General features: G+C 62.0%; 10 protein-coding genes. 8 read left to right on the top strand and 2 right to left on the bottom strand.

Annotation, left to right across the window (positions count from 1 at the left end):
* Positions 1-3 precede the first annotated feature (3 nt).
* Positions 4-3,399, bottom strand: coding sequence for a UvrD-helicase domain-containing protein (locus QO011_RS15730; RefSeq protein ID WP_307273693.1), 3,396 nt, complete (start codon positions 3,397-3,399; stop codon positions 4-6).
* On the bottom strand, positions 3,399-6,053 hold the full coding sequence (locus tag QO011_RS15725) for a PD-(D/E)XK nuclease family protein (RefSeq protein WP_307273691.1): 2,655 nt from the start codon (positions 6,051-6,053) through the stop codon (positions 3,399-3,401). The genes QO011_RS15730 and QO011_RS15725 overlap by 1 nt, the downstream gene beginning before the upstream one ends.
* Positions 6,054-6,261: 208 nt before the next feature.
* On the opposite strand from QO011_RS15725, the gene QO011_RS15720 reads away from it, so the two are divergent.
* The 8 genes from QO011_RS15720 (at position 6,262) to QO011_RS15685 (ending at position 20,571) form a co-directional block, all read left to right on the top strand.
* Positions 6,262-7,122 carry a WYL domain-containing protein gene (locus QO011_RS15720; protein WP_307273688.1) on the top strand — a complete coding sequence of 287 codons (861 nt, stop codon included), beginning with the start codon at positions 6,262-6,264 and terminating at the stop codon, positions 7,120-7,122.
* Positions 7,106-10,378 carry a helicase-related protein gene (locus QO011_RS15715; RefSeq protein WP_307273686.1) on the top strand — a complete coding sequence of 1,091 codons (3,273 nt, stop codon included), beginning with the start codon at positions 7,106-7,108 and terminating at the stop codon, positions 10,376-10,378. Before QO011_RS15720 ends, QO011_RS15715 begins: the two co-directional genes overlap by 17 nt.
* Positions 10,375-11,070, top strand: a complete 696-nt coding sequence (locus QO011_RS15710; RefSeq protein WP_307273683.1) for a DUF4391 domain-containing protein — start codon at positions 10,375-10,377, stop codon at positions 11,068-11,070. Before QO011_RS15715 ends, QO011_RS15710 begins: the two co-directional genes overlap by 4 nt.
* Before the next feature lie 10 nt (positions 11,071-11,080).
* Entirely contained in the window at positions 11,081-13,189 is a 2,109-nt protein-coding gene (locus QO011_RS15705) for a site-specific DNA-methyltransferase (RefSeq protein ID WP_307273682.1), read from the top strand.
* A gap of 10 nt (positions 13,190-13,199) precedes the next feature.
* Entirely contained in the window at positions 13,200-16,238 is a 3,039-nt protein-coding gene (locus QO011_RS15700; protein ID WP_307273680.1) for a type III restriction-modification system endonuclease, read from the top strand.
* Positions 16,239-16,323: 85 nt separating this feature from the next.
* A complete protein-coding gene (locus tag QO011_RS15695) occupies positions 16,324-17,646 on the top strand; it encodes an SIR2 family protein (RefSeq protein ID WP_307273679.1) in 1,323 nt (440 codons plus the stop codon).
* On the top strand, positions 17,643-19,691 hold the full coding sequence (locus QO011_RS15690) for an ATP-binding protein (protein WP_307273676.1): 2,049 nt from the start codon (positions 17,643-17,645) through the stop codon (positions 19,689-19,691). Before QO011_RS15695 ends, QO011_RS15690 begins: the two co-directional genes overlap by 4 nt.
* Positions 19,678-20,571, top strand: a complete 894-nt coding sequence (locus QO011_RS15685; RefSeq protein WP_307273675.1) for a 3'-5' exonuclease — start codon at positions 19,678-19,680, stop codon at positions 20,569-20,571. The genes QO011_RS15690 and QO011_RS15685 overlap by 14 nt, the downstream gene beginning before the upstream one ends.

Genomic DNA, 20,571 nt, shown 5'->3' with positions numbered 1-20,571 from the left:
GGGTCAGGCCGCCTCGTGCTCGGTCGGCTTCGTCGGCAGGACCGGGATGACGGCGCCGGAGGTCATCAGCACGATCAGCCCGCGCTCGGCGCTGGTCATGTCGAGATAGGCGCGCACCTGCGCGCGATAGTGATCGAGCGTGCCGGGGGCTGGCGCCACATCGCTTTTCCAGTCCACGACGACGGCGGGGCGACCCTCGGCCGTCAGGGTCAGGGCGTCGGCGATCCCGGCGGTTGCGGTTTCCACGCCGTCGACCGCCTGTGCGGCATAGACGGGAAACTCGGCCAGAAGGCCCGGCCGCAAGGCCGCGATGTCAGGTAGGGCCAGAGTCCTGATGACGCAGGCCGCCAGTTCCTGGGCCGACAGTCCCGTCTCCGGGTCGACGACCGGAGACTGGCCGAGAGCGTGAATGAGGTCGCCGGCCCGTTCGGTCAGGGCGGCTTCCGCCTCTGGTGTTTCGCCGGTCAGCACCTCTTCCATGAGCTTGTGCAGGATCAACCCGCGTTCGCGGCCGCCCTGCACTGGGGCGGCGGCCAGCTCGGGGGGCTGGTCGTCGGCCGATCCCGTCCAGAGGGCGGCCTCTTCTTCCCGCAGCACGCTCCCGGCGGTGTTTTCGTCGCGGCTGGGGGCAAGCCAGGTCAGCCGCGTCTGCCCGGCGGCGATGGTTTCGGCTTCGGCCGCGAAGATCGCGCGCGTCTGGGCGTTGGCCGCTCCGGCGGCCGTCGCCGTGAAACCGGCGGGCAAGTGGGAGGCGTCCAGGCCGGGTAGCGCGGCAAGCGTCAGATCGACGAGACCGATCCAGGCGGATTTCGACGGCGTGGCGTCGAGCCGGGGCAGGACGAGGAGTTCGCGAGCGCGGGTGGCCGCGACGTACCAGAGCCGGATGCGTTCGCGATCCAGCTCGTCCTTTTCCGCGTCGCGCGCGGCGTCGTAGCCCTCGGGCGGGACGCCCAGGACCGGGCAATAGAAGATCTCCGTCTGGCGGTCGATGACTGCGCTCTCGGGCGCCATGACGCCGGTCATGGTGTTGATCGGAATGACGATCGGCCATTCCAGCCCCTTGGCGGCGTGCATGGTGAACAGCGCAACGGCTTCCTCCTGGGCGTCGGGCCGGCCTTCGACAGCGCGCGCCTCGTCGGACCACGCCGCCGTCATCGCCTCGGCGAAGGCGCGCAGGCCGCGCACGGCGTAGCCGGTCGACAGGCTGAGATAGAGATCGACATTGGCGAGCGCGCGCTCGGCCTGGCCGCGATGGCGTTCGAGGAGAAGCGGACGCACGCGCATCACGTCCACGGCCTGCGACAGCAGCTCGTGCGGAGTCGTGCTGTTGCTGCGGCGGGACAGTGATTGCAGCCGCTCGATGACCTCGCGCGCGAGCGGGTGCCCGATGACGGCGGGGTCGATGCTGAGGTCCAGACGTGGAATCCGATCCGGTTTCTCCTCCGACCGCGGAAGCCCCCACACGATGTCGAGCAGTTCTTCCTCGGTGAGGCCGACCAGAGGCCCGCGGAGCAGCGCGCCGAGCGCCAGCGTGTCGCGGCGATCGGCGAGGACGCGGGTCAGCGCTATCAGATCCTGGACCTCCTGGCGGCGGAACAGCCCCTTGCCGGCCTGCGTCGCCACGGGGACGCCGCGCCGCTCCAAGGCTTCCTCATAGCGCCACAGCTCCGCGCCGGTCGGCGCCAGCAAGGCGATGTCGCCCGGCTGGCAAGGGCGCTCGGCTCCGCTGCGACGATCGATGATGGGGTGGCTTTCGATCAGCCGGGCGCACAGATCGGCGATGGCGCCGGCTTCGGCGTCACGCTGCTGCTCGGCGCTGGCCTTGCCGTTTTCGTCGGCCACGACGATGTCGAGGGCCGCCACGCACAGACCGCCGCGATCGTCATGGAACGGGTCGAGAGCGGTGAAGCCCGGCTGCCCGCCAGCCGAGAGCGCGACCTCGAAGCGCTCGTTGACGAAGGTGAGGATCGAGGCGCAGGAGCGGAAATTGGTGGAGATCGACAGAAGGCTGCCGGGGTCCTGGGCGCGGAATGCGTCGCGCGCCTGCACATAGGCGCCGACATCGGCGCCCCGGAAGCGATAGATCGCCTGCTTGGGGTCGCCGACCAGGAAGAGCGCGCCCGGCCGAATGCGGAACCCGGTCCAGTCGTCCTCGCCATCGACCGGCTCGCCGCAAAGGCGCCAGAAGATCTCGGTTTGCAGGGGATCGGTGTCCTGGAACTCGTCGACGAGGACGTGGGCGAAACGCTGCCCGAGCGCGCGGCGGACGTCGCTATGGTCGCGCAGCAGATCGCGCGCGGCGAAAATCAGATCGTCGAAATCGAGCTGGGCGCTCGCGCGCTTGTGGTCGCGATAGCGTTGCAGGATTGGACGCGCTTCGTCGATCAGCGCCGCCAAGGTGTGACCAGCGGCGGCCTGCACAAGCGAGACCCAGGCGTCGCAGCAGGCGGTGTAGTGGACCTCGGCGTCGTCGTTCAGCCGATCACCGTCGGCCTTGGAGAGACCGGCCTGATTCGCCGCGGCGGCCCATTTGCCCTTCTTGCGGTAGGAGGCGAAGGCCCCGGCCTTGGTGCAAAGGTCCGGATGGGGCCGCGAGGTCAGGAGGCGGACGAGGCCCGCAGGCGTTGCGGGATCGGGATCATCCGCCAAGGCGGTCGCCATCTCGGCCAGCCGCTGGACGATCGCCGCCGTTTCCGGCTCGGCCGCCGCCGCGCCATCCATGAAGCCCGCGAAGTCGGCGATTGCCTGGCGGAACGCCGTCAGGTGGCCGCCAAGCGGGGAGACGGGCGGAGCCGAGAGCGTGCGGCGGCGGCGCAGATTCTCGGCGATCTTATGGATAAGCGCCACGGTCTCGCCAGGGCTGTGCAAGACCATCTCGGCCAGGATGCCGCCCTGGCCGCCGGACAGGCGCTCGCGCAGCCAGCCATCGACGATTTCGAGGAAGGTGAGATCGGCCTGGTTGCGGTCCACGACGCCGGCGCCGGGATCGATGTCGGCCTCCGCCGGATAGGGCTTGATCAGGCGCTGGCAGAAGCCGTGGATGGTCGAACAGGTGATTTCGTCGATCGCGGCGCTGGCGGCGGCGAGATTGTCGCGCTGGACTTGGGACAGACCATTGGGCAGCGCCACGCGCAGTTCGGGCGCGATCTTGCCGGCCGTGAGGTCGGCGACAAACTCCCGGACGCGTGACAGCAGCTCGCTCGCGGCGAGTTCGGTGAAGGTGACGGCGGCGACAGCGCGCGGGGGGACGCCTTCGGCGAGCATGACGGCGATGCGGCCGGCCATGACGGCGGTCTTGCCCGACCCCGCGCCGGCCTCGACCAGGATCGACCGATCATGGAGGCTGATCGCATCGCGGCGCGCGCCGTCGTCCTTCAGCACCTTGGACACACTGCTCATTATTCTGCCTCCCAGACTTGAGCGGCTTCGCCCAACCGTTCCGTCGCGCCTGGGAGCTTGCGCTTGCAATAGGTGGCGCTGGCGTTCGCTGGCAGGGCGAAGGCGAGGTCGTCATAGTCGCCGCCGGTGTCCGGGCCAGGCAGGGCCGCGCCGCGCGACAGGCTCGTCCTCGCCGCGCGAAGGTAGCCAGTGATCTCCGCCAGCACCGCCTCGGGATCGTCGAGCTGAAGATCAACGGGCTCGCGCGGGTAGAGCAGCGAGGCGCTGATGGCGACGTCGTCGCCGAGCAGTGCCTTCACCGCGAAGGCGTAGAGGCAACGCTGAAGCTCGCGGCCGCCGTTCAGCCGGATGTCGCCGCGCGGCGGCCTGCCCGTCTTGTAATCGCGCACGAGCGCGCGCTTGCCGTCGCCCGAGATGTCGAGCCGGTCGATATAGCCGGCGATGTTGAAGCCCGTGTCGGGAATCGTGACTGACGCGCTCGCATCCCAAGGCGTCTCCGCACCGGATTTCGGCTCCGAGCCGCCGAACGGCACTTCGCCATAAGCGCGAGCGCCGGGCAGGACATCATCGCCATAAGTCAAGGCGCGGCCCGCCATCACGCGGGCGTCGTCGAGGGTGCGGCTCCAGATGACGGCTGGCGGAACCGGACGCTCGCTTTCCCAATCGCCGGCGACGGCTTGCGCGGCGCGGGCCACCGCCGCTTCGACGGTCTCCGTGTCGGCGGCGGCGAGCCCGCCTCCGGCTTCGAGGTCGCGCAAGGCGCGGTCGAGAACCATGTGGACGAGATCGCCGATCCCAAGCGCGTCGAGCACGAGCGGTTCGGCGCTGCTCTGCGGTTCGCGCCAGCCGAACGCATAAACCCACACGAAGCTGAGCGGATTGCGCAGCAGGCGGCGAAGCGAGCTGGCCGACTGGGTGCGGTCGAGGATGGCGAGAACGAGCGGATGATCCGCCCGCACGAGCCCATCATGGGGAGTGATCTCCGCTTGCCGCCAGTCGCGCCAGCAGCCCTGCGCACCGACCGCCTGCGGATCGGCGGCGAACTCCCGCGACCGGGCCATCAGGCGGTCGGTTTCGCTAAAGGCGTGCGCTGGCGCGGCGTTTCGGCGGAGGTAGGTTTCATCGCCGTGCCCGACGAGCAGTGGACTACGCCCGAGAAGGCGTCCGTCGCTGTCGCGTCGGGCGCGCGAGAGGACGGCTTCGCCGCCCGTCGTCGCGAGGATCGTCTCGAAGTCCCGGCGGTCGGCGAGGTTCACCGGCAGTGGAACAAGCACCGGAGTTGGGATGATATGGTCCGGAATCAGCCGGTCCTCGGCGATGCCGCGCGGCCAGCGCGAGGAATTGAGGCCCAGCAGTCGCACGAAGCGGCGGGGTGACGCCGCGAGCGCGCTGGCCGGCATCCATGCGACAGAGACGCATGCTTCCAGCCCATCATCCTGCTTCAGGGTTTCCAGCGTCGCGTCGATCGAGGCGGCGGGGCCGGCGAGCAGCGCCTTGCGCCAGATCGCGAGCGCCCGGCCCTTGAGGAAGGCTTCTCCGATCTCGCCAGCGGCCTCCGATCCTTTCGCCAGGGTTTCGACCGCTGCGCGCAGCGCGGGAGCGTGGTCGACGCCGTCGGGCCAGTCTTCCGGCGTCAACCGGGCCAGAAGGCGATTCCAGGCACCCGGCGTCGAGAGCGGCGCATCGGTCGGCAGAACCCGCAGCCAGCCTTCGGGTAGGGTCTCGAAAGGCCCGCTGTCCCGGCAGAGCGCCGCGAGGCGCCGCAGCCGCGACTGCGACACGCCGCGGACCACAATGTCGGCCAGCGCTGCAGAAGCCTGGCCCTCGCGGGTGGTGACGGTGCGGACGCCGTGGACGAAGTGCAGGTCGATTTTGGCGTCGGCGCGCAGGGCCAAGAAATGATCGTCATAGTCGGCGGGCGAGGCTGTCGCGATGGCGATCTCCGAGGGCGAGACGCCCGAGGCGAGCAGGCTTCGTGCCCAGCGCATCGCCTCGATAGCCTCATGATAGGCCGTCGCCGCGCTGACGGCGCTGATCCCCGGCGCTTGCGTCTGCGCGCGCGCGACCATGACGCTCGTGCCGTCCAGCCATGCGGGAACGCTCCTGGGGCCGGCCGTCCACTGCACGGGGATATGGGCGGTAAGGGCCTGGAGCAGCGGTCGCCAGCAGGGCGAGAGTTCGGTAAGGCCAACGATCTCCATCGGGCCCAGGACCGCCGGCGCATGACCGATGCGGGAGGTTGCGGCGGCGACGATGTCGATGGGACGCATCATGCCGGCTGGAAGCTCGGCGAGAACGGCCTCTTCCAGGCGCGCGATGGCATCAATGCGCAAGTGGTCGGTCGCTCGCGCCGCGAGGTCGATGCCCGAGCGCCAAGCCTTGTAGAGCGTGTCGGTTGCCGCGTCGATCATACCGGGCAGAGCCTTAATGCACTCCAGCTCGCCCATCGGCGTCGTAGGCAGGACCGCCTGGATGGCGGCGCGCAGGCTCTCATCATCGATGGGTCGAATAAAACCGCCGGCAAGGCGCACCGCCGCCTGCTCGAAGGTCATGACCTGGAGGCCATGATGGCCATCACGGGCCGCCGCTAGGCGGCCTTGCCGCATGGCGAGACGGCCATGAACAATCAGACTGGATCGTTTCGAGACGGCCATGGCCGCTCTCCTTCCGGGAGCTACTTCTTGTTCGGACGCTGGGTCAGCGCCGTGGCCCGTCCGCGAATTGCCCTCTTGCACGTATCGCCCCCAACGCGCGCGCCGATCATTGTTGACCGGCGCCGCAGATGGGGATAATAATTACACGCATCGCGTCGATATGTCCATATAGTTTTGATGCTCATCTGACGCGCGGAGGCGGGGAGCAATGCCGGGAGGCGAGGCGGTGCTGAAATGGGGCGTGGAGCGCCGGCTCGAATTCATCGAGTTCCGACTTTACTGGGAAGGCGGCGTGAATCGCTCGGACATCATCGAGGCTTTCGATGTGTCCGTTCCGCAAGCATCGAAGGATTTGACGCTCTATCAAGAACGGGCGCCGCACAACGCTGTCTATGACAAGAGCGCCAAGCGCTATGTTGCGAGCAACGAATTTCAGCCCTGCTTTCTGAAACCAGATGCCGGTCAGTATCTCAACCAGCTTCGGTCCGTTGCTGAAGGCATTTTGGCCTCATCCGAATCCTGGATCGCCCACTCCCCTCCCTATGCCGGGCCGCCCGTGCCGGCCCGCGGCGTCAACAACAATACGTTGCGAACGGTGCTTGCGGCGATCCGCCAAAACCAAGCAGTCGAGGTCAAATATCAATCGCTCTCCAGCGATGATCCTCGCTGGCGATGGATCGCGCCACACGCGATAGGCTTCGACGGATTCCGGTGGCACACCCGCGCCTTCTGCGAGGTCGATAAGTCGTTCAAGGACTTTCTGCTCTCACGCATCATAGAGGCCAGGTCAGTTCGTCCGAGCGTGGTATCGCCAGAGGATGATGCCGACTGGAATGAACTCATCACGCTGGAAGTAGGGCCGCATCCGGACCTCTCCGAAAGCCAAAAACGGATAATCGCCCTCGACTACGGCATGCGAGGGGGGCGAGTCCAAATTCAGGTCCGAAAGGCGCTTCGCTACTACGCGCTGAGGCGACTCGGGCTGGATACTCCGCGGGACGCGCGGCGCCCACAGGACCAGCAGATCGTGCTTCTGCGTGAGGGGGTCGTCGATGAAAATCATCGATAACACCTCGCTGCTTCTCGGCGACGATCTGAAGGCGACGGTGGGACGCGCTACGCGGCTGAAGATCGCAGCGTCATGCTTCTCAATCTACGCCTTCGAGGCGCTCAAATCGGAGTTGTCGAAGGTCGAGAGCCTCCAGTTCATCTTCACCGCGCCGACGTTTGTGCCAATGGAAGTAACCGACCGTCTACGCAAGGAGCGGCGAGAGTTCTTCATCCCTAAGACGGCGCGCGAGCGGGGGCTGTACGGAACCGATTTCGAGATCCAGTTGCGCAACAAGCTGACACAGCGTGCGGTCGCCCGCGAATGCGCCGAGTGGATTCGAAAGAGAGCGCGCTTCCGGTCGAACACGACCAAGGCTCCGATGCAGCAGTTCATCCATGCGGGATCGGAGGCCGGCGACGTCGCCTATATGCCGATCAGCGGCTTCACGGCCGTCGATCTTGGCTACCAGAAGGGTGACGCGATCTCGAACTTCGTGAGCCGCATCGACGATGCCGCTCACACACAGGTCTATCTTCAGCTCTTCAACCAAATATGGAACGACGAGGAGAAGGTCAGCGACGTAACGGCCGCGATCTGCGACCACATCGAGTCGGTCTACCAGGAGAACTCCCCAGAGCGGATTTACTTCCACATCCTCTACAATATCTTCCAGGACTTCCTCGAGGAGGTCGATCAGGACGCGTTACCGAACGACCTGACCGGCTACAAGGACACTCTCGTCTGGAATAAACTGTTCAACTATCAGCGCGACGCGGCGACTGGCATCATCAACAAGCTGGAGATGCACAACGGCTGCATCCTGGCTGACAGCGTCGGCCTTGGTAAAACCTTCACTGCGCTGGCGGTGATCAAATACTACGAGCTGCGCAATCGGTCGGTTCTGGTTCTCTGTCCGAAGAAGCTCACCGACAACTGGCGAAACTATAACACCAACCTGACGACCAACATCTTTGCCAAGGATCGCTTCAACTACGACGTCCTGTGTCACACCGATCTCTCCCGCACGTCGGGGGAGTCGTTTGGCATTCCGCTCAACCGGGTAAATTGGGGCAACTATGATCTCGTCGTCATCGACGAGTCGCACAATTTTCGGAACAACGACGTCTTCAAGGACCGGGAGACACGCTACCAGAAGCTGATGAACAAGGTCATCCGCTCCGGCGTGAAGACTAAGGTTCTGATGCTCTCGGCGACGCCGGTGAACAATCGGTTCAACGATCTGCGCAATCAGCTCGCGCTGGCCTACGAGGGCGCTTCCGAAAACCTCAGCCGCAAGCTGAAAACCAAGACTGGCATCGAGGAGATTTTCAGGCGCGCCCAGAAGGCGTTCAACGCCTGGTCGGATCTGCCGCCGCACGAGCGAACCGCCGCCGCGATCCTGAAGGCCCTCGACTTCGACTTCTTCGAGATGCTCGATGCGGTAACGATTGCCCGGTCACGCAAGCATATCGAGACCTTCTACGACACCAAGGATATCGGCAAATTCCCGCAGCGCCGAAAGCCGCTTTCGTACCAGTGCCCGATCACCCATCGCTCAGACGTGCTCGGCCTCAACGACATCTTCGGCAGCCTGTCGGTGCTCAAGCTCGCGGTCTACGCCCCTATCAGCTATATCCTGCCGAGCCGACTTCGGAAGTACGAAGAGATCTACGACACCCAGGTGGAGGGCGGTCGCGGCAAGCTGCGCCAGGCTGACCGCGAGCGGAGCCTTCAGGCTCTGATGACCACCAACCTGCTCAAGCGGCTGGAGAGCTCGGTCGAAGCATTCCGCCTCACGCTGCGGGCGCTGAGCGGCAACATCGCGCAGACGCTCCAGGCGATCGACACCTATGAGCGCACGGGTGCCGCCGCGAGCGTAACCGACCATCTCGGCGATCCCGGTTTCGATCCCGACGATGACGATCTAAGCGGGCTCGATGAGTTCACGGTCGGAAAGAAGATTCAAATCAGCCTTTCGGACATGGACCTCCCGTCCTGGAAGCACGACCTCGCTGCGGACATCGCGCTTATCCGTGACCTGATCGCCTCGATGGAGAAGGTGGGTCCCGAGGATGACGCAAAACTGCAGCATCTGAAGGATGTCATTACCCGCAAGGTCGCCGACCAGCTCAATCCCGGCAACCGAAAGGTTCTCATCTTCACCGCCTTCGCGGACACGGCAAAGTACCTCTACACCAACCTGGCGACGACCTTTCTCCAGTCGCACGGCCTGCACTGCGGCATGGTTACCGGCTCCGACGCGCCGAAGAGCACGCTGAAAAAGAGCTACGACTTCCAGTCCCTGCTCACGCTGTTCTCGCCCCGCGCGAAGGAAAAGCATCTGGTCCTGCCGCACGAAACCGGCGAGATCGACATCCTCATTGGTACGGACTGCATCTCCGAAGGGCAGAACCTTCAGGATTGCGATTATCTGATCAACTACGACATCCACTGGAACCCGGTCCGGATTATCCAGCGCTTCGGGCGCATCGACCGTATTGGGTCGCCGAACGCGCAAATCCAGCTCGTCAACTACTGGCCGGAAATCTCACTCGACGAGTACATCAATCTCAAGGAGCGCGTCGAAAATCGCATGATGATCGCCGACGTCACGGCGACTGGCGATGACAATGTACTGACGTCCAAGAGCAGCGACATTGCCTACCGGAAGGAGCAACTGAAGCGCCTCCAGGAAGAGGTGATCGAGCTGGAGGACGTGCGGACCGGGATCTCCATTACCGATCTTGGCCTCAACGATTTCCGCATGGACCTTCTGAACCACATCAAGGAGCACGGCGACCTCGAGCATCTGCCCAACGGCATGCATGCGGTGGTGCCAGCGCAGCCGGCGCTCGGGCTCAAGCCCGGTGTGATCTTCGCGCTGAAGAACATCCACGACAGCGTGAACATCAACCAGCAGAACCGGCTGCACCCTTATTACCTCGTCTACATCGGTCATGACGGTAGGGTCATCATCGACCACACCGAGGTGAAGCGGCTGCTCGACCTGATCCGCACGAGCTGCAAGGGCCAGGTGGAGCCGATCGGGGCGGTCTGCCAGCTGTTCAATGAACGGACGCAGGACGGTCGCAAGATGGAGCAATGCTCCGCGCTTCTGAGTGCGGCGATCCGCTCAATGATCGAAGTGAAGGAAGAGAAGGACATCGACAGCCTGTTCAGTGGCGGGCGGACGACGGCGCTGGTCCACACCATCGCCGGACTCGACGATTTTGAGCTGATCGCCTTCCTCGTGATCGAGGAGGGAGCAGCATGACGGCAGCCTTCTTCGACTATCCCAAGGCAGCCGCCTTCGGCCGCGTTGTCCCCAAAAGCCGGATCTATGAGCATGCCGGCGTCGGCACGGCGCTCAGAGATCTGTTTGTTACCCAGGTCGATCAGATCGTCTGGAAGTACAAGCTGGCGCCGGAAACCACGAATCTCGCAGCGACGAAGGCCGTCAGCGAGATCCAGGTGTTTGGCATCAGCCTGCGCACCGGCAAGCTCGACGAAGAGGTGCTGCGCGCCATCGATCGCGCCATCCCCTTTCCGTTGATTTTCGAGCTCAGCTGGCCGGGGAAGCGTAAGGCGGTGGCCGCCTTCAAGCGGCCGAGCGACGCTGATTCCACCAAGTGGGTTGTCAGCGCCTATTTCGGGACCGATTGGGTGCCCGACGACGCGCCGCGCCGGCCGCTGCCGGTCGCGCTCAATCTTGGCGGGCTCTACGATGCCCTCCTCACGGCGCTGATGCCAAACGCGGCTGGGAGTGGCGAGGACATCCAGGCGCGCGTGGCGCGGATGGAAGCGATCCGGGCCAAGACGCGGGAGGTGGACCGGATCAAGGCCCGGCTTGCCCGCGAGAAGCAGTTCAACAAGCGCGTGGCGATCAACGCCGAGTTGCGCGCTGCACAGCAGGAACTGGAGCGCCTTTCCGGGGGCGATCCTGTCAGCGCTGCGGCGAATGAGTAAGGGAATGAATATGGACAAGCTGAAGATGCACAGCCCAGACCTGAGCCAGGAGAACATCGCAAAGATCCGCGATCTGTTACCCGGCTGCGTGACCGAAGCGCGCGACGAGGCGACGGGGCAGCTGCGTCTGGCGGTAGACTTTGATCAGCTGCGTCAGGAGTTGAGCGACCGAATTGTCGAAGGGCCGCAAGAGCGTTACCAGCTTGACTGGCCAGGGAAGAAAGAAGCGCTCGTGACGGCGAACGCCCCCATTGCGAAGACTCTTCGCCCCTTTCACGACGAAAGCGTAGACTTCGATACAACAAGGAACCTTTTCATTGAAGGTGACAATCTTGACGTCCTGAAACTTCTGCAAGAATCCTATCTCGGTGCAGTGAAAATATTATACATCGATCCGCCGTATAACACTGGTAAGGATTTTATTTACCGCGACAGTTTTGCAATGCCCGATGAGCAGTTTTCAATTGCGTCGGGCGAGAAAGACGAACGCGGAGGTAGGCTGGTCGCAAATTCTGATTCGAGGGGTAGATATCATTCTGACTGGATGTCGATGATGTATGCCCGCCTCACGGTTGCCAAACGTCTACTTCGAGATGACGGCGTCATCATGGTCAGCATCGACGACTATGAGCAGTCAGCTCTGCGAAAATTGATGGATCAAGTATTTGGCGAACGCAATTTCGTTGCGCAACTCGTATGGGAAAAGGGTCGGAAGAACGACGCAAAATTCTTTTCTGTTGGCCATGAATACCTCGTCGTTTACGCACGGGACGCCGTGTCACTGCGTGAACGGAAGGAAATTTGGCGTGAAGAAAAGCCCGGAGCACGAGATATTTGGGATGAATTCGTCAAGTTGAGGGCGCTTTACGGAGATGATTTCAAAACGATCGAAGCTGACCTGTCTAAGTGGTATTCAGATTTGCCCAGAGCGCACCCTGCGAAGAAATGGGCTCGCTACAAGCGCGTTGATAAGAACGGACCTTGGAGGGATCGAGACATCTCGTGGCCGGGAGGCGATGGGCCCCGCTACGACGTAATCCATCCAGTTACTGGTAAGCCGTGTGCGGTACCGGAGGCGGGTTGGAGATATTCGTCATCTACAGAAATGCAGCGGCAGATCAAGCTTGGCTTGGTGGAGTTCCGGGATGATCATACGGAGCCGCCTTTTCGTAAGGCGCATATCCGTCCGATTCCTGACGAATTCGACGAGGCTCAAATTGAGTCCGAAACCGAGGATGAGAACGGCGCGGATGGCGAAGATACTGAATTTGCGACGCAGGTTCGCGGATCGTACTTTTATAAGCAGTCTCAAGTTTCGGTAAAATATTTGCGCAACCTCATGGGCGCGAAGGTTTTTACGAACCCCAAGGACCATGAGGAGTTGGCAAGACTGATTTCATACGTCACGCCGAACGAGCGGGCCGGCATTGTTATGGATTTCTTCGCAGGTTCTGCCAGCACCGCTGAAGCGGTGTTCCGAGCCAACGCGACATACGGGACGAACCATCGCTTCATCATGGTTCAATTGCCCGAGAGTTTGGAAGATGCGGAGTCGTCAACAACGGGAACTGCAAAGAAGACTGTTCAAGCGGCGATCAAGCTTTTGAAGAAAAGTGGTCGACCGCTGGTTCTGTCTGAAGTCTCCAAAGAGAGGATCCGGCGATCAGGAAAGGCCGTGATCGGGGAGCCTTGCGATCCAGGTTGGACCAAGGATGTTGGCTTTCGGGTGCTAAAGGTGGACACATCGAACATGAACGATGTGTTCTACCGCCCGGATCATGTTGGCCAAAAGGACCTGCTCGCCGCTATCGACAACATCAAGCCCGACCGCAAAGCAGAGGATCTATTGTTTCAAGTGCTGCTCGACTGGGGCGTAGACCTGACGCTACCGATCCGGCGTGAAACGGTGCAGGGCAAGACCGTGTTCTTCGTGGACGGGAACGCGCTGGTCGCCTGCTTCGAGGCCGGCGTGACAGAGGAGCTGGTGAAAGAGCTTGCCGGCAGTGAGCCGCTTCGCGTCGTCTTCCGAGACAATGGCTTCGTGTCCGACGCGGTGAAGATCAACGTCGAGCAGATTTTCCGCCAGTTGTCCCCCGGCACCGACGTCAAGTCGATCTGAGGGAGCGGCCATGAAGCTGAAATTCAAGGTCCAGCCCTATCAGACCCAGGCGGTGAATGCGGTCGTGGACTGCTTCGCCGGGCAGCCGATGTCGAGCGGGATCAGCTACCGGATCGATCCGGGCCGCAAGGCGCAGACGAGCGCGTTCGAGGAAGGCTTCAAGAACGCCGATCTGGTGCTAACCGAGCTTCAGGTGTTGGGCAACATCAAGGACGTCGAGCGCCACCAGAACCTGCCGATCTCGGAAAAGCTGGTTGCCAGCGCCGGGTGCAGGATCAACCTCGACATCGAGATGGAGACCGGCACCGGCAAGACCTATTGCTACATCAAGACCATGTTCGAAATGAACAAGCGCTACGGCTGGTCGAAATTCATCATCATGGTGCCCAGCATCGCCATCCGAGAGGGCGTCCACAAATCGCTCCAGATCACCGCCGACCATTTCACCGAGAGCTACGGTAAGAAGGCGCGCTTCTTCATCTACAATTCCAGGCGGCTGCACGAGCTGGAAAGTTTTTCGTCGGACGCCGGCATCAATGTGATGGTGATCAACATCCAGGCGTTCGCGGCGCGCGGGGCTGATAACCGCCGCATCTATGAGGAGCTGGACGACTTCCAGTCGCGCAAGCCCATCGACGTGATCGCCAGCAACCGGCCGATCCTCATCCTCGACGAGCCGCAAAAGATGGAAGGCGCGGCCACGATGGAGGCGCTGCCGAAGTTCAAGCCGCTCATGATCCTGCGCTATTCGGCGACCCACAAGACGCAACACAACCGTGTTCACCGGCTCGATGCGCTCGACGCCTATAACCAGAAGCTGGTGAAGAAAATCGCCGTGCGGGGCATCCAGACGCGCGGGCTCGCCGGCACGAACGCCTATCTGTACCTTGAGGGGATCGAGATCTCGAAGAAGGCGCCGCTGGCGAGGCTCGAGATCGAGGTGAAGCTCGCGAGCGGCGAGATCAGGCGCCAGCTCAAGCGATTGGAGTTCCGTGACGACCTCTTCACCGAGTCCGGCGAGCTGGACCAGTACCGCGACGGCTTCACAATCTCCCAGATCGACGCTCGCAACGACACGGTCGAGTTCACGAACGGCCTGGTGCTCCGGGCCGGGGAAGCGACGGGCGACGTGTCCGAGCGCGACATCCGGCGCATCCAGATCCGCGAGACGATCAAGGCGCATCTCGACAAGGAGAAGCAGCTCTTCGCCCAGGGCATCAAGGTGTTGTCGCTGTTCTTCATCGACGAGGTGGTGAAGTACCGCGACTACGCCCAGCCTGATGAGAAGGGCGAGTATGCCCGCGTGTTCGAGGAGGAGTACGAGCTTCTCAAGGCGGAGTATTTGGCGGAGCTGGCGATCGATAACGACGCCTACCGCAAGCATCTGGCTGGCATCGACGCAGCCAAGACACACAACGGCTATTTCTCGATCGACAAGAAGACCAACCGGCTGAAGGATCCCGCCGTCGGCGCGCGGTCGGTCGATTCAGATGATGTCGATGCCTATGACCTGATCCTGAAGGACAAGGAACGGCTGCTGTCCTTCGCGGAGCCGACCCGGTTCATCTTCTCGCATTCCGCGCTGCGCGAAGGGTGGGACAATCCCAACGTCTTCGTCATGTGCATGCTCAAGCACAGCGACAACACCGTTTCGCGGCGGCAGGAGGTTGGCCGCGGGCTTCGGCTGTCGGTCGATCAGAACGGCGACCGAATGGATAATCCCGCGGTCGTCCACGACATCAACGTCCTCACGGTCGTGGCCAGCGAGAGCTACAAGAACTTCGTGGCTGGCCTCCAGAAGGAGATCGCCGACACGCTGACATCCCGACCGCGCAAAGCGACCGAAGCCTACTTCACCGGAAAGACCATTGCGACCGATGCCGGCGCGATCGAGATCACGTCAGCGATGGCGAAGCAGATCTACCGCTACCTGGTGAAGAACGACTATTCCGACGACGCGGACCAGATCACCAGCGCCTATCACCAGGCGAAGGAAGCCGGAGCCCTGGCGGCTCTACCCGATGAGCTGAAGGCGCATGCCGATCAGATTTTCCAGATCATCGACAGCGTGTTCAGCGATGGGCAGCTGCCGAAGGTCGAGGACGGCCGCAAGCCCAAGACTAATCCGCTAAACGAGAATTTCGAGAAGAAGGAGTTCCAGGAGCTTTGGCGGCGCATCAACCAGAAGGCCGTCTATCGCGTCGAGTTCGATTCCGAGGAGTTGGTCCGCAAATGCGTGAGCGCCCTCGATAGCCAGCTTCGCGTGACGCCGCTCCAGTACACGGTTCATACAGGGATCCAGGGCGATGGGCTGACTGATGAGCAGCTGAAGGCCGGCGACGGCTTTGCCCTAACAGGGTCGACCACCGAGCGCGGCGGATCGGTCCATTCGCTCGTGAAGTACGACCTTCTCGGGAAGATCGCCGAAAACACGGAGCTTACGCGCAAGACCGCGGCCGACATCCTGACCGGCATTCAAGCCAGCGTGTTCGGGCAGTTCAAGGAGAACCCCGAGCACTTCATCGCCGAGGCGTCGCGGATCATCGCCGAGCAGAAGGCCACGATGGTGATCGAGAGGTTGGCTTATGACGGGCTCGCTGAGCGTTACGACGTCGATATCTTCACTGCGAACGAGACCGGCCAGGATTTCTCCAAGGCCACAACCAAGCTCAAGCGGCATGTCTACGACTACGTGGTCACCGACTCCGACATCGAGCGCAAGTTCGCCGACGAGCTCGATACCGCCAGCGAGGTGGTGGTCTACGCCAAGTTGCCGCGCGGCTTCCTGATCCCGACACCTGTTGGCGACTACAACCCGGACTGGGCGATTTCCTTCAAGGAAGGAAGCGTCAAGCACATCTACTTCGTCGCCGAGACCAAGGGCACCATGTCCTCGATGAAGCTCCGCGAGATCGAGAACACCAAGATCGCGTGCGCGCGAAAGTTCTTCGACGAGATTGGCCGGCGGATCAGCGAGGAGCGGGTCAAATACGACGTCGTCACCAGTTACGAGAAGCTCATGGACATTGTCGGGCGCGCAGCCGCCTGAAGCCAATCCAGAATTGTCGGAGAGGCTCCTGGCTTCATAGGCGAGCCAAAAGGTACCGGCCAACGGCGTTGGGGAAGGGAAATAGATGGGCGAGGAAAGCGAAGGGCGCAAATTCCAGTTCCTGCGGAACGGCGATGCCGAACCTTCAGATCTTGACTGGAACAAAGGGGTCGAGAGCGCTCGTCAGGCTATTTCCGAGGCCATGAGCGCCAAGAACATCGCGTTCCTGCTTGGCGCTGGATGTTCCTCCATGATGAAGGACAAAAAGGAACTCGGCATTGCAACCATGGCCCCTCTGGCCAAGGAGTTTTGCGGGGAAACACTCGAGGCGCGCGCGGCAGGATTCTACGCCGATCCGCCGGTAGTTCACGCTGCGCCGGCACCATGGCGGCTGACCAAGGGCGAAATCGACTATCTCGATACGCTCGGCATCGACCTGGCGAAGGATTACAGCCGTAACCTGGAACGCTTGATGGAGGTGCTGTTCGCGCAGCGGTTCGTGCTGCGCCAGAGCGAGAATCCCGATCTTCACCCCTACCGCGCTGTTCTCGACGGCATCATCAAGAAGGTCCAGGATTTCCTGTGGACCCGTGTCACCCAAGGGGCCTTCGCCACGGAGGGCGACTCCACCGTGCGCGACCTCTACGAGCGGTTCTACAAGAAACTGGTCCTGCGAGATCGGTCCTTGCCCCGGCCATGGGTGTTCACGACCAACTACGATCATTTCAGTGAATTGGCGATGGATCGCCTGGGTATCCCGTACGCCAACGGGTTTTCCGGCGTGGTTGAACGCCGCTTCAACCCGGCGATCTTCCGCTATGCCCTGGCAGAGCAGCTTGATGTCGCCAGCCGCAAATGGACCGCCGTCGACGCCTTCGTCTATCTCTGCAAATTGCACGGTTCGGTCACTTGGACCGAGGACGATCATGGCCTGTTCCCGATCAAGGAAATCTGGCCGCCTGAGTCCACGAACCAGATGCTGATCTATCCGACGCCGGCGAAGCAGAACTCTTCGCTCGGCTCGCCCTATGCGGATCTGTTCCGGGAGTTTCAGTCCCGGATTGTGCGCGAGCAGAGCGTTCTCATCACCGCAGGCTATGCCTTCGGCGACGAGCACCTGAACAACATCATTTACCAGGCGCTGACGATCCCGACTTTCCGCCTGGTGATCTTTGCCGAGCCAGACATGGACGGGGAGATCGCCAAGCTGCGGGCGCTGCGCGACCCGCGTATTTGGATCATCGGAGGCGACGGCCCTGTTGAGGGAACCAGGGCGCACTACTTCGACATGATCGTCGAGCACTTCATGCCACAGCGCCCCAGCGACAGGATCGATGATGCCGTTCGCAAGGTGTTGTCCGATCTGGCGCCGAAAAAGGACGACGAGAAGAAGGACGACGGGGCATGAGCCACGACGATCGTAAGCGCGCGATCGGCAAGGTGGTCTCGGTCGCGGCCGACCGCTTTGTCGTCGAAATGCACGCGGGCACCGACAATTTCACGGTCGTCGGCTTCGACGACGTGCATTATGTGGCGCGGCTGGGGTCATTTTTGGTGATCCCGTCGCAGTCGGAATATGTCGTGGTCGAGGTCGTCGGCCTGCGTGAACGCGATGCGAGCACGCCGTCCGAGCGAGGCGATTTCGACCGGGCCGGCTCTTCCAAATATCTGGATGTGGTGCCTGTCGGCATGTTGCCGATGCGTGGCGGCGCGTTCCGCTTCGGGGTGTCCGTTTTCCCGTCTCTCTATGCGGATGCGCTCTATGCGCTGGACGGTGAGCTCGACCGCATCTTCGAGACCGAGGCTGCCGTGGAGCCGTCAGTCGACCCAAATGGCGGCGCCTGCCAACCCGAAGGGGCCACGCGCTACCGGGTGCTGCCGATCGGCAAGTCGGTGGTGTTCGAGGACTACGACATCAAGGTCCGGCTAAACGAGTTTTTTGGTGGCCATGTCGCCGTCCTGGGCAACACGGGCAGCGGCAAGTCCTGCACGGTCGCATCGGTCTTGCAGTCCCTTTTCAGCAAACCCCAGGAGCATCACGCCCGTGGTGCGACGTTCATCGTCTTCGATGTCAATGGCGAGTACCACGCCGCCCTGAACGCTTGCGCGAAAGAGGGGGGCATCGGAGTCGAGCGCGTCGTACTCGACGGCACGGCTGCCGGCTTCCGCTTGCCGCATTGGTTCCTGGAGCTGGCGGAATGGGAGTTACTGCTGCAAGCCAGCGAGCGAACACAACTGCCGGTCCTTCGGACGGCGTTAGGTCTGACAAGTCTCTTTCATGCCAATACGCCAGATGCTCTGGCGCTGCGCGAGCACTTTGTCGCCACCTGTATCATTGAGTGCTTTCGAGGGGCAGACGGCGACTCCCCCGTATCGAAATTTCAGCGCGTCGTCTCCCTTCTCCAGAAGTATCCGACGAACGGCCTGAATATGGCGCTGTTGAACCGCTTTAGCCCAAATTTTCAGTACGGAAATTTTTCGGGGAACAACCAATCGGCATTTCTGGACGAAGTGAGAAAAAAGCTCCGAGAGGATGCACCCTTACCAGCCTACAATCGGACGCCATTCTCTTTTGATGAGCTGCACGAGTGTCTCGACTTCGCGATCCTCTATGAGGAAGCTCACGGCAACCGCCAAATTCGAGATTACTGCTCGTCAATGGTTACGCGGCTCAGATCTCTCCAGGAGAGAACAGAATATGCCTTTCTGCGTCACGAAGGAGCTGACGTTGACGCGGCTGTGAACGATCTGGAATTCTTGACCAGCATTGTCGGTCTGGAAAGGGCTGCCGGCGAAGCGTTCACCAAACGCAATCAGGTCATTATTATTGATCTGAATTCCGTCGAAGATGAAATCGTTGAGTTGGTCAGTGCGGTCATCGCACGCATGCTTTTTAGGTTCCTTCGTCATGCGGAACCAAGAAACCGTTTCCCCATACATCTGCTGCTCGAAGAGGCTCATAGGTATGTCGCCTCCGCGCCTTCCCGCTTTTCCATCGACGCCACCAAGATATTCGAGCGCATCGCCAAAGAGGGCCGCAAGTACGGCATGTTCGTGCTGCTGGCGTCCCAGCGTCCGAGCGAACTATCCAAGACGGTCCTCAGCCAGTGTTCCAATTTTCTGGTTCACCGCATCCAGAATCCCGACGATCTTTCTCAAATTCGTCAAATGACGCCATTTATCTCGGAGTCGGTCCTCAAGCGGTTGCCGTCGTTGCCTCGGCAGCACGCGCTGGTGTTCGGTACGTCAGTCAATCTTCCCACCACCTTCAAGGTGCGGGAGGCGTCGCCGCGACCGCGTAGTGACGATACGGCCATTGTCGATCTCTGGTTCCACGAAGAAGGTCGAGTTGCGGATGTTCGCCTGACGCCTCGAGCTGTCAATGATGACGCGGCCGGAGAGCAAGCCGTCGAAGCCGTCATGGAGAACGAAGCGGAAGATGACATCTTCTGACCATCTGGAGGCCATGGCGCAAACGCTGGAGGCGACGGGGGATTATCGGGTCCTTCGCCGTCTCAAACCGCGCCCATCCATTGCGCCGCCTGCTGGTATGCCGGTCCGGCTCGGTATGCTGGTGGATGTGGAAACCACGGGGCTCGATCCTCAGCGTGATGAGATCATCGAAATCGCCATGACGCCGTTCAGCTATGGTCTGGACGGTACTGTGTTCAACGTGGGCGAAAGTTTCCAAGGGCTGCGCGAGCCGAGCGAGCCGATTACGCCGGAGATCACCGCGATCACTGGCATCACCAACGAGATGGTGGCCGGCCAGATCATCGATCCCGCCGTGGTGGCCAAATTTGCGGCACCGGCTTCGCTCGTCGTCGCGCACAACGCGGCGTTCGACCGTCGCTTCCTTGAACGATTCAGCGACGTGTTCTCGACTAAGCCGTGGGCATGCTCGCTAAGTCAGGTCGATTGGGCAGCAGAGGGGTTCGAGGGCACGAAACTCGCCTATCTCGCTCAGGCCGTAGGCTTCTTCTATGACCGTCACCGCGCGATGCACGACTGTCTTGCTACGGTTGAGTTGCTGGCGATGCGGCTGCCCCGATCTCGCGTTACGGGCCTTAGCCGCCTCTTGGATGGCGCTCGCGCTGTTTCCTGGCGCATATGGGCGGAGAATTCTCCTTTCGATCTCAAGGAGACCCTGAAGGCGCGAGGATACCGCTGGAACGGTGATCCCGGTCCTCAGCCGCGCGCTTGGTACATCGACGTTCCCGAGGCTCAGCGTGAAGCTGAGGTGCGGTTCTTGAGAACGGAGATCTATCGGCGCGAGATCGACCCGTTAGTCCGCAGGATCGATGCGTATGATCGCTTTTCAGATCGAATTTGA

It is taken from the genome of Labrys wisconsinensis (assembly GCF_030814995.1).
GTDB classification, from domain to species: Bacteria; Pseudomonadota; Alphaproteobacteria; order Rhizobiales; family Labraceae; genus Labrys; species Labrys wisconsinensis.
The sequence above is the reverse complement of the archived record's forward strand: the minus strand, read 5'-3'. Positions and strand labels throughout refer to the sequence as shown.